This window comes from Streptomyces griseiscabiei (assembly GCF_020010925.1).
Taxonomy (GTDB): domain Bacteria; phylum Actinomycetota; class Actinomycetes; order Streptomycetales; family Streptomycetaceae; genus Streptomyces; species Streptomyces griseiscabiei.
On sequence record NZ_JAGJBZ010000002.1, the window covers coordinates 752,416 to 768,465 of the forward strand.

A 16,050-nucleotide genomic window follows, 5' to 3' on the forward strand; every position below is an offset into this window, starting at 1 on the left:
ACCCCGCACGCGCCGGTGAGCGAGCCGGTCACCGGGAAGCACCCTGTCGCGGGGCGCCGCTCCGCCATGGCCGCACACGGCCCCGGTCAGAGGCGATGCGCGGTGTGTGGCACAATGGCCAGCTGTACTCGACAGTCGCACAGGACCCCTCTCTCCTCCGGCTGACGCGTCCATCGGGCACTCGGGTACCGCAACCCCACGCGGCCCATCCGCCGTGCCCATCCACGTCAAAACCAGGAGAACCCACTCCCGTGGCAGTCAAGATCAAGCTGAAGCGTCTGGGCAAGATCCGTTCGCCTCACTACCGCATCGTCGTCGCCGACTCCCGCACCCGTCGTGACGGCCGTGCGATCGAGGAGATCGGCAAGTACCACCCGACGTACCACCCGTCGGTCATCGAGGTCGACGAGGAGCGCGTCGCGTACTGGCTGGGTGTCGGCGCGCAGCCGACCGAGCCCGTGCTCGCCATCCTGAAGAAGACCGGCGACTGGCAGAAGTTCAAGGGCGAGCCCGCTCCGGCGCCGCTCCTCGTGGCTCAGCCGAAGTCCGCGCGCCCGTCGTTCGAGGCCCTGGGCGGCGACGACGAGGGCAAGGGTGAGGCGATCACCCAGAAGAAGAAGGCCGAGAAGAAGGACGAGGCTGCCGCCGAGTCCGAGTCGACCGAGGCCTGAGCATGCTCGAGGAGGCTCTCGAGCACCTCGTCAAGGGCATCGTCGACAACCCCGACGATGTGCAGGTCGCTTCCCGCAACCTGCGCCGCGGGCGCGTACTCGAGGTCCGGGTCCACCCCGACGACCTCGGCAAGGTGATCGGTCGCAACGGCCGGACCGCGCGCGCCCTGCGTACCGTCGTGGGCGCCATCGGCGGTCGCGGAGTCCGTGTCGACCTCGTCGACGTGGATCACGTCCGCTGACGAAGATTCGCAGCACCGGCTCGGGCCGGGGAGGGCCACACGGCCGTCCCCGGCCCGTAGTCGTATCAGCTGCACGGGCCGTATCAGTCGCCTGAGTCAGTTGCGTATATGAGTCAGTTGAGTTGTATGACAGGAGATCGAGCACAGTGCAGCTCGTAGTCGCACGGATCGGCCGCGCCCACGGCATCAAGGGCGAGGTCACCGTCGAGGTCCGCACCGACGAGCCGGAACTCCGGCTCGGCCCCGGCGCCGTCCTGCTCACGGACCCCGCCTCGACGGGCCCGCTCACCATCGAGACCGGCCGGGTCCACAGCGGCCGGCTGCTCCTGCGCTTCGAGGGCGTCCGCGACCGCAACGCCGCCGAGGCCCTCCGCAACACCCTGCTGATCGCGGAGGTGGACCCGGAGGAGCTGCCGGAGGAGGAGGACGAGTACTACGACCACCAGCTGATGGACCTGGACGTGGTCACCAAGGACGGCACCGAGGTCGGCCGGATCACCGAGATCTCGCACCTGCCCTCCCAGGACCTCTTCATCGTCGAGCGGCCCGACGGCAGCGAGGTGATGATCCCGTTCGTCGGGGAGATCGTCATCGAGATCGACCTGGAGGAGCAGAAGGCGGTCATCGACCCGCCGCCCGGTCTGATCGACGACCGGGCCGAGATCGCCTCCCCGCGGGACGCCGAGGAGCCGGCGGACTCGGAGGACCAGGCCTGATGCGGCTCGACGTCGTCACGATCTTCCCCGAGTACCTCGACCCGCTGAACGTCTCCCTCGTCGGCAAGGCACGCGCGCGTGGACAGCTCCAGGTGCACGTCCACGACCTGCGGGAATGGACGTACGACCGGCACAACACGGTCGACGACACCCCCTACGGCGGCGGCCCCGGCATGGTCATGAAGACCGACCCCTGGGGCGAGGCGCTCGACGACGTGCTGGCCCGGGGCTACGAGGGCGGAGCCGCCCGGCCCGCGCTCGTCGTCCCCACCCCCAGCGGCCGCCCCTTCACCCAGACGCTCGCCGTCGAACTCTCCGAGTGCCCCTGGCTGATCTTCACGCCGGCGCGTTACGAGGGCATCGACCGGCGCGTGATCGACGAGTACGCGACCCGGATGCCCGTCCACGAGGTCTCCATCGGCGACTACGTGCTCGCCGGCGGCGAGGCGGCCGTCCTGGTCGTCACCGAGGCCGTGGCACGGCTGCTGCCCGGTGTCCTCGGCAACGCCGAGTCCCATCGGGACGACTCCTTCGCACCCGGAGCCATGGCCAACCTCCTGGAGGGGCCGGTGTACACCAAGCCCCCCGAGTGGCGCGGCCGTGACATCCCCGACGTGCTGCTCAGCGGCCACCACGGGAAGATCGCACGCTGGCGCCGCGACGAGGCCCTGAAGCGTACGGCCGCCAACCGGCCCGACCTCATCGAGCGTTGCGACCCCAAGGCCTTCGACAAGAAGGACCGCGAGATGCTCTCCATCCTGGGCTGGGCCCCGGATCCGGAGGGGGCGGCACAGGGCCGATTTTGGCGGCGACCGGAGGACGTGGAAGAATAGGTCGCTGTTGTGCGTCGTCCGGCGCGCGCCCCTGCCGCAGGGGGACACGACGCCCGCCCCGACACGGACAGCATCCTCCGATACACCTAGCTCCCGCCTATGACCTGTGGCATGGGTGAAGAAAGCAGACGAAATGTCTCACCTGCTCGACTCCGTCGACTCCGCGTCGCTGCGCAGCGACATCCCGGCCTTCCGCCCGGGTGACACCGTCAACGTCCACGTCCGCGTCATCGAGGGCAACCGCTCCCGTGTGCAGCAGTTCAAGGGCGTAGTCATCCGTCGCCAGGGCGCCGGTGTCCGCGAGACCTTCACGGTCCGCAAGGTCTCGTTCTCCGTCGGCGTCGAGCGCACCTTCCCGGTGCACACCCCGATCGTCGAGAAGATCGAGCTCGTCACCCGCGGTGACGTCCGTCGCGCGAAGCTGTACTACCTGCGCGAGCTGCGCGGCAAGGCGGCGAAGATCAAGGAGAAGCGCGACAACTGATCGCGCTCGGGTCGCGGCCCGTGCCGCGACCCGCGTCGCACAAGGTCGTCACAGTGGGGCCGGATACGATTTGGCCCCGATGGACTCCGAAGCACAGCAGCACATGGAGCGCGACCGTTCCCCCCGCCCTTCCGGCGACGAGGTCTCCGAGGAGATCTCCGACACAGGAGGGCCCAGGGAGCGGTCGCGTTTCGCATGGGTGGACCGGACCACCGCATGGGTACCGGGCGGGTATTACACCCTGACCGTGCTGATCTGCCTGCTTTTTCTGGCGCTCTTCAGCAACTTCGTGATGCAGCCGTTCCAGATTCCCAGCAGCTCCATGGCCGACTCATTGAGGATCGGGGACCGCGTTCTCGTAAATAAGTTGGCGTACCGTTTCGGATCTGAGCCGCAGCGCGGTGACGTCGTCGTCTTCGACGGCACCGGCTACTTCGGGAACGCCGACTACGTCAAGCGCGTTGTCGGCGTGGGGGGAGACCGGGTGGTCTGCTGCGACCAGGAGGGGAGGCTTGAGGTGAACGGCCGGTGGGTCGACGAGTCGTCGTTTCTGTACCCGGGCGACAGCCCGTCGAACGTACCCTTCGACGTGGTCGTCCCCGAGGGCAGGCTGTTCCTCCTCGGCGACCACCGCAGTGACTCCAGCGATTCCCGCGACCATCTGGGATCGCCCGGCGGCGGCATGGTCCCCGTCGACTCCGTGATCGGCAGAGCCGACTGGATCGCCTGGCCCGCCGACCACTGGACGCGGCTGGAGCGTCCGGACGCCTACGCGCGTGTGCCCGCCGCCGGCGGTGCGCATGGGTAACCGTGGCAAACCCCGCGGTGCCCCTCCCGCCACCGCGGCAGCCAACCTGCTGCCCACCGGTTCGCGGCGGTCCGGCGGTGCCGCCCGGCCGAGCCGGGTCGAGCGGCGCAAGCTCGCCCGGAAGATCAAGCGGCGCAGACGTCGCTCCGCGGTCAAGGAGATCCCGCTCCTCGTCGGGGTCGCCGTCCTCATAGCCCTGGTCCTGAAGACCTTCCTCGTCCAGGCGTTCGTGATCCCGTCGGGCTCCATGGAGCAGACGATCCAGATCGGTGACCGGGTCCTGGTCGACAAGCTCACCCCCTGGTTCGGTTCCGAACCCACCCGCGGGGACGTCGTCGTCTTCAAGGACCCCGGCGGCTGGCTGGAGGACGAGCAGACGACCGCGGCGGCCGAGGACCCGATCGTCATCAAACAGATAAAGGAAGGCCTGCAGTTCATCGGCCTCCTCCCGTCCGACGACGAGCAGGACCTGATCAAGCGGGTCGTCGCGGTCGGCGGCGACACCGTCAAGTGCTGCGACACCCAGGGCCGCGTCACCGTCAACGGCATGCCGCTGGACGAGACGGCGTACATCCACCCGGGCAACCAGCCCTCGACGCAGCAGTTCCAGGTGACCGTGCCCCAGGGCCGTCTGTGGGTGATGGGCGACCACCGGGAGAACTCCGCGGACTCGCGCGCCCACCAGTCCGACGATTCGAAAACGGCTCAGTTCGGCGGTACGGTCCCGCAGGATGCCGTCGTCGGCCGGGCCGTGGTCATCGCCTGGCCGGTGGGCCACTGGGGGCAGTTGGAGGAGCCGGACACGTTCTCCGCCGTGCCGAGCGGGTCGGCCACCGCCCTCGGCGCTTCGCATAGGGTGGCCTCCGCGGATCGAAATGGATTGATCCCCCTCCCGACCCCTGCGGAACTCCCGCTCGTTATGGGAGTGGTGGGCCTGCACCGGCTGTGGCGCGGGCGGCGGTACGGAGTGAGGAGTGGATGTGGGGGATTTGGCGGTCGGCGCACGGTCCGGGCACGGTGGTTCCGAAGAACGTCCCGAGCGGTCCGACGAGGCGGCTTCCCCGGCCGCGGAGAACATGGAGAACGTGGAGAGCACCGTGAATTCCGAGGGTTCCGCCGACTCCGGGAGTGACTCCCCGGACGGAACGAACGGAGCGGAGACCGGCGACGCCACCCCGGCCGCGGCCGACGGCGACGGTCAGAACGAGCGGCCCAGGAAGAAGCAGCGTTCCTTCTGGAAGGAACTGCCGATCCTGATCGGTATCGCGCTGGTGCTCGCGCTGCTCATCAAGACCTTCCTGGTCCAGGCGTTCTCCATCCCGTCCGACTCGATGCAGAACACCCTGCAGGAGGGCGACCGGGTCCTGGTCGACAAGCTCACCCCGTGGTTCGGCTCCGAGCCCGAGCGCGGCGAGGTCGTCGTCTTCCACGACCCGGACGGCTGGCTGCGCGGCGAACCCACCCTGGAGCCCAACGCCGTACAGCGCGTCCTCGGCTGGATCGGCCTGATGCCGTCCGCCGAGGAGAAGGACCTCATCAAGCGCGTCATCGGCGTCGCCGGCGACACCGTCGAGTGCAACGGCACGGGCCCGCTCAAGGTCAACGGCAAGGCGCTGAACGAGCCGTACGTGTACCCGGGCAACACCCCCTGCACCGTCGACGACACCGGCGGCCAGTTCAAGGTGAAGGTACCCGAGGGCAAAATCTGGGTCATGGGTGACCACCGGCAGAACTCGCTGGACTCCCGCTACCACCAGAACGACAGCAACAAGGGCATGGTCCCCGTCGACCAGGTCGTGGGCCGCGCCATCGTGGTCGCCTGGCCGCCCACCCGCTGGTCCACGCTGCCGGTTCCCGACACCTTCGACCAGAACCTGAACGCCGCCGCCCCCGGCGCGCTCGGCCTCGCCGGCGCGGTGCCGCTGGTGCTGTGGCGTCGGCGCCGCCTTCTGGCCACCGCGAGCCCGAGGGTTTCTGGCACGCGTACCGCCGGGTAGGGTGCCGTCCCAGATCGCCGATCTTCCGCGGCCCGTACGGGGCCGGGACGGTCGATTCTCCGACCTGGGGGAGCACTGGGATGAGCGGGACGACACGTCGTACGGACGAGGGCCTCGGACGGCTCGGCAGCACGCTGTCGGGACTGGCCGTGGCCCTCGGCTGTGTGCTCTTCCTGGGCGGCTTCGTCTGGGGTGCCATCGTCTACGCGCCCTACACCGTGCCCACCGACTCCATGGCCCCCACCATCACCTCCGGGGACCGCATACTCGCCCAGCGGATCGACGGCGCCGAGATCGAGCGCGGTGACGTCGTGGTCTTCCGGGAGGAGACCTGGGGCAACTCGCCCATGGTCAAGCGGGTCGTCGCGGTCGGCGGGGACACGGTCGCCTGCTGCACCGACGGCAAACTGACCGTCAACGGCAAGCAGATCGACGAGGCCTATCTGCACGGTGAGGACGCCGAGCTGACCGGCATACCCGAGATCACCGTCCCCAAGGGCCGGCTGTTCCTCCTCGGTGACGAGCGCAGCGGCTCCCTGGACTCCACCGCGCACCTCACGGAGGCCGGCCGGGGCACGGTGCCCCGGGCCAACGTGGACGCGCGCGTGGACGCCGTCGTCTGGCCCATGGACGGCATGCTGGCCCGCCCCACGGGCTTCGAGAAGCTCGGCGCGCTCTCCTCTCCCGGCCCGCTGCGGCTGATCACCGCCGCCCTGGTCGTGGGCATGGTGCTGGTGCTGGGCGGCGCGGCCTACGGACCCGTCGCCAAGCGCCTCGGGGGACGCGGCCGTACGACGCAGCCGGAGCCGGCCGGTGTCGGCTGAGGACACGCACGGGGGCGCCGCCGGGGACGTCTCCGGGGGTACGTACGCGGCCGCGCAGGGGGACACGTACGAGGGCGGGCTGCGCCGGGTGGCGCGGGTGATCCTGCTGGACCCGGCGGAGCGCGTCCTGCTGCTGCACGGGCACGAGCCGGACGATCCGGCCGACGACTGGTGGTTCACGCCCGGCGGCGGTGTGGAGGGCGCGGAGACCCGTGAGGAGGCCGCCCTGCGGGAACTCACGGAGGAGACCGGGATCACGGACGTCGAGCTGGGCCCCGTGCTCTGGCGGCGGATGTGCTCCTTCCCCTTCGCCGGACGCCGCTGGGACCAGGACGAGTGGTACTACCTCGCCCGCACCCCCGAGACGCACCAGGTGGTGCCCGCCGCGGCGGGTCTGACGGAGCTGGAACGACGCAGTGTGGCCGGAGCACGCTGGTGGACGTGCGGGGAACTGGCCCGCACGCATGAGACGGTGTACCCGACCAGACTCGCCGAACTGCTGCGCACGCTGCTCGACGAGGGTCCCCCGGCCAGACCCGTGGTCCTCGACACCGAAATTGTCTAGAGGCTCGCGGGACTGGCGCACAATGGTGGGATCGCACGGCTGAAGGGGAACATGCCATGAGCGCCGAGGACCTCGAGAAGTACGAGACCGAGATGGAGCTGAAGCTCTACCGGGAGTACCGCGATGTCGTCGGTCTGTTCAAATACGTGATCGAGACCGAGCGGCGTTTCTACCTCACCAATGACTACGAGATGCAGGTGCACTCGGTCCAGGGCGAGGTGTTCTTCGAGGTGTCGATGGCGGATGCCTGGGTGTGGGACATGTACCGGCCGGCTCGGTTCGTGAAGCAGGTGCGGGTGCTCACGTTCAAGGACGTGAACATCGAGGAGCTGAACAAGAGCGATCTGGAGCTGCCGGGCAGCTGAGACGGGTTCCGGGGGCGGTGGGCCGTCCTTCGTGCGGGTGACGAAGTTGTCCACAATCGGCTGCTTGTCCACCAAGATCCAATAGTCGGCCGAGCCGCCCCCAATGTTGGCGCCGGAGGTGGTGCCGACATGAACAAGGCACGAGGCGCACTCGGGAAGTACGGCGAGGAACTGGCCGCGCGGCGGCTGACCGACGCCGGGATGACGGTCCTGGAGCGGAACTGGCGCGGTGGCCGGTCCGGTGAGATCGACATCGTGGCCCGTGACGGGGACGCGCTGGTCGTCTGCGAGGTGAAGACCCGCAGGGCCGGGCCCTTCGAGCATCCGATGGCGGCCATTACGCCCACGAAGGCGGAACGCCTGCGCGGCCTCGCCGAACGCTGGCTCCAGGAACACGGAGGGAGCCCACCGGGCGGCGTCCGCATCGACGTCGTCGGTGTCGTCCTCCCCGACCGTGGCGCCCCCGTCGTGGAGCATGTGCGGGGGGCGGCCTGATGGGGTTCGCCCGTACGTGCTCCGTGGCCCTCGTCGGTGTCGAGGGCGTCGTCGTGGAGGTCCAGGCCGACCTGGAACCGGGCGTCGCGGCCTTCACCCTGGTGGGGCTCCCGGACAAGAGCCTGACGGAGAGCAAGGACCGGGTCAGGGCGGCGGTGGTCAACTCGGGCGCCGAGTGGCCGCAGAAGAAGCTGACGGTGGGGCTCAGCCCCGCCTCGGTGCCGAAGGCCGGCAGCGGGTTCGACCTCGCGATCGCGTGCGCGATCCTGGGGGCCTCCGAGCGGATCGATCCACGAGTGCTCTCCGACATCGTGATGATCGGGGAGCTGGGACTCGACGGGCGGGTCCGTCCGGTCCGGGGCATCCTGCCCGCCGTGCTGGCCGCCGCCGAGGCCGGATACGAACAGGTGGTGGTACCGGAGTGCGCCGCCGCGGAGGCCGCACTGGTGCCCGGCGTCTCGGTACTGGGCGTGCGCACCCTGCGGCAGCTGATCGCCGTGCTCGCGGACGAGCCCGTGCCGGACGAGGAACCCGACGAGGGCCGCCCGGACCCGCTCCTGGCGGGCCTGCGGCTGCCGGGCACGGGCGCGGCGACCGGGATGCACACCACGGGCGCCGCGCAGCAGGACCTGGGCCACGACCTGGCCGATGTCGTCGGACAGCTCGCCGCCCGGACCGCGGTGGAGGTCGCTGCGGCCGGCGGGCACCATCTCTTCCTGGAGGGGCCGCCGGGCGCGGGCAAGACGATGCTCGCCGAGCGGCTGCCCGCCATCCTGCCGAAGCTGGCCAGGGAGGAGTCGCTGGAGGTCACGGCGGTCCACTCGATCGCCGGTCTGTTGCCGGTGGGGAAACCGCTGGTCGACGTGGCGCCCTACTGCGCCCCGCACCACTCGGCCACGATGCAGGCCCTGGTCGGCGGTGGTCAGGGCATCGCCCGGCCCGGCGCGGTCTCCCTCGCCCACCGCGGGGTGCTCTTCCTCGACGAGACCCCCGAGTTCAGCGGCCAGGCCCTGGACGCGCTGCGGCAGCCGCTGGAGGCGGGGCACGTCGTGATCGCGCGCAGCGCCGGAGTGGTGCGGTTCCCGGCGAAATTCCTGATGGTGCTCGCCGCGAATCCCTGTCCCTGCGGGCGCTTCTCGCGGACGGACGACTTCTGTGAATGCCCGCCCGCGGTGATCCGCCGCTATCAGGCCCGGCTCTCCGGGCCCCTGCTGGACCGGGTGGACCTGCGGGTCGAGGTCGACCGGGTCACCCGCTCCGAACTTACACAGCCCGGCGCCCGGGGCGAGTCCACCGCGACGGTGGCCGACCGGGTGCGCGCGGCCAGGGACCGGGCGGCCGCACGGCTGCTCGGCACACCATGGCGCACGAACAGCGAGCTGCCGGGACGGGAACTGCGCAGCCGCTGGCACGCCGCCCCGGGCGCGATGGACGAGGCCGAGCGCTGTCTGGAGCGGGGCGTGCTCACCGCGCGCGGCCTGGACCGGGTCCTGCGGGTCGCCTGGACCGTGGCCGACCTCGTCGGCCACGACCGCCCGGACGCGACCGACGTCAACCTGGCTCTGCAACTGCGCACCGGAGTTCCCCGAGGGGTGCCGATGGCGATCGGGGCGCTCACATGAGGGCCACGGCCTGCGATCCGTCGGCAGGTGGCCCGTGACCTGCGGCGGAGGATCGGAGGACGAGCGGCTCGACCGAGCCTTCCTGGCCCGTGTCGTCGAGCCCGGAGACGAACTCGCCGGGCGATGGCTTCGGGAGCTCGGCGCCCGGGACGTGGTGCGGAGGCTCTCCGGGGGCGGGCGACCGCTTCCGGGGGCCTCGGAGAAGCGGTGGGCGGGACTGTGCGCCCGCGCCGACCGCGCCGATCCCGAGGGCGACCTGCGCCGGGCGCGAGAGGCCGGGGTCCGTTTTCTCGTGCCCGGGGACGGCGAGTGGCCCGGGCAGCTCGATGATCTCGGGGACGGGCGGCCGGTGGGTCTGTGGGTGCGGGGGACGGCGAATGTCCGGATGTGGGCGCTGCGGTCCGTGGCCGTGGTGGGAGCGCGGGCCTGCACGGAGTACGGGGCCCACATGGCGGCCTCGCTGGGGGCGGGGCTCGCCGAACGGGGGTGGGTGGTGGTGTCCGGCGGCGCGTACGGGGTGGACGGCGCCGTGCACCGGGGCGCGCTCGGGGCCGGCGGGGCGACCGTCGCCGTGCTGGCCTGCGGGGTGGACCGGCCGTATCCCCGGGGGCACACGCAGTTGATCGGCAGGATCGCCGAACAGGGGCTGGTGGTGGGGGAGTTGCCGCCGGGGGAGCATCCGACGCCGAGCCGGTTCATCCTGCGGAACCGAGTGATCGCCGCGCTCACCCGGGGCACCGTGGTCGTGGAGGCGGCCTACCGCAGCGGCGCGCTGGTCACGGCACGGGCGGCGCAGCGCCTGGGCAGATTCGCCATGGGGGTGCCGGGGCCGGCGACCTCGGCCCTCTCGTCCGGGGTGCACGAACTGCTGCGGGGCGACGCCGTGCTCGTCTCCGACGCCGCCGAAGTCGTCGAGCTGGTGGGTGACATGGGCGAGCTGGCGCCGGACCGGAGGGGGCCCGTGCTCCCCCGTGACCTGTTGGAACCCGGTGCGCGGCAGGTGCTCGCCGCGCTGCCGGGGCGGGGCGCCGCGGACGCCCACGAGATCGCCCGTGGCGCGGGCACCGCGGTGGACGAGGCGGTCGGGAGACTGTACGAACTCCGCGCACTTGGATACGTCGAACGACACGGCGACAGCTGGAAGTTGACACGCCAGGCGATGATCTCCGTCTCGCCGGATCGGAGGCCGGGTTGACCGAGCGTGTTCGGCCGTCCGGGGGAACGCCGACAGCCGTGCGGTTTCCGGCAGTTGGCGTCCCGGCCAGGTCACACAGCGCGATCGCCACGACCCCGTGGGGCGTCCAGCGGAACGTATCTGCGCACCGGCGATCCCCCGCCCTTCGCGCACTGCGACTCCTCAGTCACGCTACGCTCACGAGGATTCCCCCTCAGGACAGGCAACTCGACATCAGACCGACAGCTCACCCAGGCACCCCCAGTTCACGGCAGAACGGCACAAGGCGACGAATGCCCCAGCACACCTCCGGGTCTGACCGGGCGGCGGTACCCGCCGCCGCTCGCGGCACCGTGCGCCCGCCCGCCCCCTCGACACTCGACGAGCTGTGGCGGACGTACAAGACGACGGGCGACGAACGCCTGCGCGAGCAGTTGATCCTGCACTACTCACCGCTGGTGAAGTACGTCGCGGGACGGGTGAGCGTCGGCCTGCCGGCCAATGTCGAGCAGGCCGACTTCGTCTCCTCCGGGGTCTTCGGGCTCATCGACGCGATCGAGAAGTTCGACATCGACCGGGAGATCAAGTTCGAGACGTACGCGATCACCCGGATCCGGGGCGCGATGATCGACGAGCTGCGCGCGCTGGACTGGATCCCCCGGTCGGTGCGGCAGAAGGCGCGCAATGTGGAGCGGGCCTACGCCACGCTGGAGTCACGGCTCAGACGCACCCCGAGCGAGGGTGAGGTGGCCACCGAGATGGGGATCGCGGTCGACGAACTCCACGCGGTCTTCAGCCAGTTGTCGCTGGCCAATGTGGTGGCGCTGGAGGAGCTGCTGCATGTCGGGGGCGAGGGCGGCGACCGGCTGAGCCTGATGGACACGCTGGAGGACACCGCCGCGGACAACCCGGTCGAGATCGCCGAGGACCGGGAGCTGCGCCGCTACCTGGCGCGGGCCATCAACACACTGCCCGAGCGGGAGAAGACCGTCGTCACGCTCTACTACTACGAGGGGCTCACGCTCGCGGAGATCGGGAACGTGCTGGGGGTCACCGAGAGCCGGGTGAGCCAGATCCATACGAAGTCGGTGCTGCAGCTGAGGGCGAAGCTGGCGAGCTTCGGCCGTTGATACGGGTCGGCCTGGGGCTGGGTGACGACAGGGCTTCGGGTAGGGCTCGGCGCGGCGTCGATGCGGATTCGGTGTGGCTCCGGCCAGGGGCGGTCGAGGGTTCGGTCGCGGCTGGGTGTTGGCTGGGTGGTGGCTCGCCGGGCGTTCCGTCGGGGGAAGGCACTCCCGTGGGTGGCGGTCCGTCCGTAAAGTGGATGGCGTGCCAAGGATTCGAGCGGCCTCCGTGGCCGAGCACCGGTCGATGCAGCGAGCCGCCCTGCTGGACGCGGCTCGGTCCCTGCTGTCCGAGGGCGGGACGGAGGCGTTGACGTTCCCCGCGCTCGCGGAGCGGACGGGGCTGGCGCGGTCGTCCGTGTACGAGTACTTCCGGTCGCGGGCCGCCGTGGTCGAGGAGCTGTGCGAGGTCGACTTCCCCGTCTGGGCGGCGGAGGTCGAGGCGGCGATGGCCTCGGCCGACCGGCCCGAGGGCAAGGTCGAGGCGTATGTACGCAAGCAGTTGGAGCTGGTCGGGGACCGGCGGCATCGGGCCGTGGTGGCGATCTCGGCGAGTGAGCTGGACGCCGGCGCGCGGGAGAAGATCCGGGCCGCGCACGGTGGGCTCGTCGCGATGATCGTGGAGGCGCTCGCGGGGCTCGGGCAGGCGGAGCCACGGTTGGGCGCGATGCTGCTGCAGGGGGTCGTGGACGCGGCTGCGCGGCGTATCGAGCTGGGGGCCGCCGAGGATCCCTCCGCGATCACGGAGGCGGCTGTGACCATGGCTCTGCGGGGTGTGCGGGGTGTGCGGGGCTGAGGGGCGGGGCCTTTCGGCTGGGCCGAGCCTTTGTGACCGGGCGTCCTGGGGATGGGGCCGAGCCTTCGCGTGGCCGGGCGCCCTCCGTCCGGGGCTCGACTCGGGGCGGGGTTTCGCTCACCGGCGCTTGCCGGGTGCCGCCCGCGCCCACCCGTGCCGCCGGCACGATTGCCCGCAGGTTGAGCGGACGGGTGAGGTGTATCGGGGCTCGGCTACCCGCAGGTTGGGTGAGCTGGCGGATGCTGTTCCGGGCTGCGGCCACCGCAGGTTGAGCGGGCGGGCCGGGGCTGCACCATGGCGAGGCTGCGTGTCAGTCGAGCGAGCGGGCCAGTGCTGCGTCGTGGCGTCGCTGCTCGCAGGTCGGCGGTTGCGTGGGTGGGGCCTCCTCGGTGTGGCTGGGCCGATGGTCAGGGCAGGGCGTGACCGTCTGGTTCTTGCGGGACCGGTAGCAGGCGGGACGGGCCCCGATGGAGGAGTCGAGGCGGTAGCAGGGTCAGGGGGTCGAGGTAGGTGTCGCCTCTGCGCAGGCCCCAGTGGAGGCAGGCCGTCGGGCAGTGGGAGGGGGCTGCTTCCAGAGTGCCGAGGACGGTGCCCGCGGTCACCTCGTCGCCCTTCTCCACGGATGTCCGGACCGGTTCGTAGGTCGTGCGCAGGGGTGGATCGCCCGTGTCGGAGAAGGTGATCGTGACGACTCCCCGGCCTGCCACGCGGCCCGCGAAGGAGACGTGGCCCGGGGCCACCGCGCGGACCGGGGAGCCGGCCGGGGCGGACAGGTCGACGCCCCGGTGCCCCCGGGCGTAGGGGGTCGGCGGGGGTTCCCAGAGGCGGGCGACCAGGGGGCGGAGGCCCACCGGCCAGGTGCGGGCCAGGGCCGGGACGCGCTCGTCGGGGCCCGGTGGTCCCGGCGCTGCGCGTGGGCCCGGTGCCGCGCGCGGTGCCGGTGCCCAGGCCGTGACCAGGAGGGCCGTCGTCAGGCACGGGAGCAGGGACAGCCACGCGGCGGCACGTCGGCGTGCGGTCGTCGGCCGGAGAGGCGTCGCCCGGGGCGGCCGGTGAGTCGTCTTGTGAGGCATCTCGTGGGACATGGGCGAAGCGTCCCGCACGTGGCGCGGTCATGGCCGGGAACTGTGGAGTACTCGTCGGTTGTGGATATCGGCGTCACCCGGGGCCTCCCGGGTCCCGTACACTTCTGGTGGCGATCCGGGTCACCGGGTCGACTTCGCACGCCCCGGTACGAGGCCTTTCCAGGCCTGTATCAGCGCCCCTCGGTCCTTAGTGGCAACGGCGCATCGCGGGCGTCAGGCGCGGGAGCCGTCCGGTTCTCGCGGCACAACCGAGAAATTCAAGGAGAACGGCCATGGCCGTCGTCACGATGCGGGAGCTGCTGGAAAGCGGCGTCCACTTCGGTCACCAGACCCGTCGTTGGAACCCGAAGATGAAGCGCTTCATCTTCACGGAGCGCAACGGCATCTACATCATCGACCTGCTCCAGTCGCTGTCGTACATCGACCGCGCCTACGAGTTCGTCAAGGAGACCGTCGCCCACGGCGGCACGGTCATGTTCGTCGGCACGAAGAAGCAGGCGCAGGAGGCGATCGCCGAGCAGGCGACCCGCGTCGGCATGCCCTACGTCAACCAGCGCTGGCTGGGCGGCATGCTCACCAACTTCTCGACCGTCTACAAGCGTCTGCAGCGCCTCAAGGAGCTCGAGCAGATCGACTTCGAGGACGTCGCCGCGTCGGGTCTGACCAAGAAGGAGCTTCTCGTGCTCTCGCGCGAGAAGGCCAAGCTGGAGAAGACCCTCGGCGGTATCCGCGAGATGCAGAAGGTGCCCAGCGCCGTCTGGATCGTGGACACCAAGAAGGAGCACATCGCGGTCGGCGAGGCCCGGAAGCTCAACATCCCGGTCGTCGCCATCCTCGACACCAACTGCGACCCCGACGAGGTCGACTACAAGATCCCCGGCAACGACGACGCGATCCGCTCCGTCACGCTGCTCACCCGTGTGATCGCGGACGCGGTCGCCGAGGGCCTCATCTCCCGCTCGCGTGTCGCGACCGAGGGCAAGGGCGACAAGGCCGCCGGCGAGCCGCTGGCCGCCTGGGAGCGCGACCTGCTCGAGGGCGAGAAGAAGGCGGACGAGGCTCCGGCCGCCGCTGAGGCTCCGGCTGCCGCCGAGGCCCCCGCTGAGGCTCCGGCCGAGGCCGCTGCCGAGGCTCCCGCCGCCGAGGCTCCGGCTGAGGCCCCCGCCGCGGACGCCGAGCAGGCCTGACCTTCACGGTCGTAGGGCTGTCGACATGACGGCGGGTGGCGCCGAGCGCGCCACCCGCCGTTCACCCACAGCCCGTAGATCTTTCGGCGGGCGCCCGCCCTACGAGCGGCGGCGGACGCCGACTTCGAGACTTCGAACTCCGAGAAGAGATTCACAGATCATGGCGAACTACACCGCCGCGGACGTCAAGAAGCTCCGTGAGCTCACCGGCGCCGGCATGATGGACTGCAAGAAGGCCCTGGACGAGGCCGACGGCAGCGTGGACAAGGCCGTCGAGGCCCTGCGCATCAAGGGCCAGAAGGGCGTCGCCAAGCGCGAGGGCCGCTCCGCCGAGAACGGCGCCGTGGTCTCCCTCATCGCCGACGACAACACCTCCGGTGTCCTGGTCGAGCTGAAGTGCGAGACGGACTTCGTCGCCAAGGGCGAGAAGTTCCAGGCCGCGGCCAACGCGATCGCCGAGCACGTCGCCAAGACCTCCCCGGCCGACCTGGAGGCCCTGCTCGCCTCCGAGATCGAGGCCGGCAAGACCGTCCAGGCGTACGTCGACGAGGCCAACGCCAACCTCGGCGAGAAGATCGTCCTCGACCGCTTCGCGCAGTACGCGGACGGCTTCGTCTTCTCCTACATGCACCGCACCATGCCCGACCTGCCCCCGCAGATCGGTGTCCTGGTCGAGCTGGACAAGGCCGACGCCGACGTGGCCAAGGGCATCGCCCAGCACATCGCCGCCTTCGCGCCGAAGTACCTGGCCAAGGAGGACGTGCCGGCCGAGGTCGTCGAGTCCGAGCGCCGCGTCGCCGAGGAGACCACCCGCGCCGAGGGCAAGCCCGAGGCCGCCCTGCCGAAGATCGTCGAGGGTCGCCTCAACGGCTTCTTCAAGGACGCCACGCTGCTCGGCCAGCCGTACGCGCTGGACAACAAGAAGTCCGTCCAGAAGGTCCTGGACGAGGCCGGTGTCACCCTGAAGCGCTTCACGCGCATCAAGGTCGGCATCTGAGTCCGTTACGCGACGGGCGCCCGGCCCCGATAGGGTCGGGTGCAGTCGTTCGCGTACGCCGCCAC

Annotated in this window: 19 protein-coding genes; 18 read left to right on the top strand and 1 reads right to left on the bottom strand. The window is 70.8% G+C overall.

All coding sequences use genetic code 11. The annotated features are described in order from the left end of the window. Positions 1 to 251 precede the first annotated feature (251 nt). The 16 genes from rpsP (at position 252) to J8M51_RS20930 (ending at position 12,716) form a co-directional block, all read left to right on the top strand. Positions 252 to 671, top strand: coding sequence for a 30S ribosomal protein S16 (rpsP, locus tag J8M51_RS20855; RefSeq protein ID WP_086754513.1), 420 nt, complete (start codon positions 252 to 254; stop codon positions 669 to 671). Positions 672 to 673: 2 nt separating this feature from the next. After that, positions 674 to 913: an RNA-binding protein gene (locus J8M51_RS20860; protein ID WP_003973401.1), complete on the top strand. Its 240-nt coding sequence runs from the start codon at positions 674 to 676 to the stop codon at positions 911 to 913. A 146-nt stretch (positions 914 to 1,059) separates the two neighbouring features. Then, positions 1,060 to 1,629, top strand: coding sequence for a ribosome maturation factor RimM (gene rimM, locus J8M51_RS20865; RefSeq protein ID WP_086754515.1), 570 nt, complete (start codon positions 1,060 to 1,062; stop codon positions 1,627 to 1,629). Next, positions 1,629 to 2,462 carry a tRNA (guanosine(37)-N1)-methyltransferase TrmD gene (trmD, locus tag J8M51_RS20870; protein WP_086754517.1) on the top strand — a complete coding sequence of 278 codons (834 nt, stop codon included), beginning with the start codon at positions 1,629 to 1,631 and terminating at the stop codon, positions 2,460 to 2,462. The genes rimM and trmD overlap by 1 nt, the downstream gene beginning before the upstream one ends. 133 nt (positions 2,463 to 2,595) lie before the next feature. Continuing rightward, entirely contained in the window at positions 2,596 to 2,946 is a 351-nt protein-coding gene (rplS, locus tag J8M51_RS20875) for a 50S ribosomal protein L19 (protein WP_013000407.1), read from the top strand. Between the two features lie 79 nt (positions 2,947 to 3,025). After that, positions 3,026 to 3,754 carry a signal peptidase I gene (gene lepB, locus J8M51_RS20880; RefSeq protein ID WP_086754519.1) on the top strand — a complete coding sequence of 243 codons (729 nt, stop codon included), beginning with the start codon at positions 3,026 to 3,028 and terminating at the stop codon, positions 3,752 to 3,754. Then, the gene (gene lepB, locus J8M51_RS20885) at positions 3,747 to 4,886 is read left to right on the top strand and encodes a signal peptidase I (protein WP_179202981.1); all 1,140 of its coding nucleotides are present in this window, start codon (positions 3,747 to 3,749) and stop codon (positions 4,884 to 4,886) included. The genes lepB (J8M51_RS20880) and lepB (J8M51_RS20885) overlap by 8 nt, the downstream gene beginning before the upstream one ends. Further along, positions 4,831 to 5,751, top strand: coding sequence for a signal peptidase I (gene lepB, locus J8M51_RS20890; protein WP_398856561.1), 921 nt, complete (start codon positions 4,831 to 4,833; stop codon positions 5,749 to 5,751). Before lepB (J8M51_RS20885) ends, lepB (J8M51_RS20890) begins: the two co-directional genes overlap by 56 nt. A gap of 80 nt (positions 5,752 to 5,831) precedes the next feature. Then, entirely contained in the window at positions 5,832 to 6,575 is a 744-nt protein-coding gene (lepB, locus tag J8M51_RS20895) for a signal peptidase I (RefSeq protein ID WP_216587792.1), read from the top strand. A 79-nt stretch (positions 6,576 to 6,654) separates the two neighbouring features. Continuing rightward, positions 6,655 to 7,140 (top strand): NUDIX hydrolase, encoded by a 486-nt coding sequence (locus J8M51_RS20900; protein ID WP_086755820.1) that lies wholly within the window; start codon positions 6,655 to 6,657, stop codon positions 7,138 to 7,140. Positions 7,141 to 7,196: 56 nt separating this feature from the next. Continuing rightward, entirely contained in the window at positions 7,197 to 7,505 is a 309-nt protein-coding gene (locus J8M51_RS20905; RefSeq protein WP_005311352.1) for a DUF2469 domain-containing protein, read from the top strand. Positions 7,506 to 7,634: 129 nt separating this feature from the next. Next, the gene (locus J8M51_RS20910; RefSeq protein ID WP_086755818.1) at positions 7,635 to 8,000 is read left to right on the top strand and encodes a YraN family protein; all 366 of its coding nucleotides are present in this window, start codon (positions 7,635 to 7,637) and stop codon (positions 7,998 to 8,000) included. After that, positions 8,000 to 9,622, top strand: a complete 1,623-nt coding sequence (locus J8M51_RS20915) for a YifB family Mg chelatase-like AAA ATPase (RefSeq protein ID WP_086755819.1) — start codon at positions 8,000 to 8,002, stop codon at positions 9,620 to 9,622. The genes J8M51_RS20910 and J8M51_RS20915 overlap by 1 nt, the downstream gene beginning before the upstream one ends. 34 nt (positions 9,623 to 9,656) lie before the next feature. After that, positions 9,657 to 10,817, top strand: coding sequence for a DNA-processing protein DprA (dprA, locus tag J8M51_RS20920; RefSeq protein ID WP_267299373.1), 1,161 nt, complete (start codon positions 9,657 to 9,659; stop codon positions 10,815 to 10,817). A gap of 272 nt (positions 10,818 to 11,089) precedes the next feature. Further along, complete coding sequence (gene whiG / locus J8M51_RS20925; RefSeq protein ID WP_086754953.1) at positions 11,090 to 11,926, top strand: RNA polymerase sigma factor WhiG; 837 nt, start codon at positions 11,090 to 11,092, stop codon at positions 11,924 to 11,926. A 223-nt stretch (positions 11,927 to 12,149) separates the two neighbouring features. Next, positions 12,150 to 12,716 (top strand): TetR/AcrR family transcriptional regulator, encoded by a 567-nt coding sequence (locus tag J8M51_RS20930; protein WP_086754954.1) that lies wholly within the window; start codon positions 12,150 to 12,152, stop codon positions 12,714 to 12,716. Positions 12,717 to 13,123: 407 nt separating this feature from the next. Here J8M51_RS20930 and J8M51_RS20935 read toward each other — a convergent pair whose 3' ends face one another. Further along, positions 13,124 to 13,801 carry a M23 family metallopeptidase gene (locus J8M51_RS20935; RefSeq protein WP_267299374.1) on the bottom strand — a complete coding sequence of 226 codons (678 nt, stop codon included), beginning with the start codon at positions 13,799 to 13,801 and terminating at the stop codon, positions 13,124 to 13,126. Positions 13,802 to 14,073: 272 nt separating this feature from the next. On the opposite strand from J8M51_RS20935, the gene rpsB reads away from it, so the two are divergent. Both rpsB and tsf read left to right on the top strand, forming a co-directional pair. Then, positions 14,074 to 14,988: a 30S ribosomal protein S2 gene (gene rpsB / locus J8M51_RS20940; RefSeq protein WP_086763762.1), complete on the top strand. Its 915-nt coding sequence runs from the start codon at positions 14,074 to 14,076 to the stop codon at positions 14,986 to 14,988. Between the two features lie 160 nt (positions 14,989 to 15,148). Then, positions 15,149 to 15,985, top strand: a complete 837-nt coding sequence (gene tsf, locus J8M51_RS20945) for a translation elongation factor Ts (protein ID WP_086763760.1) — start codon at positions 15,149 to 15,151, stop codon at positions 15,983 to 15,985. Positions 15,986 to 16,050 lie beyond the last annotated feature (65 nt).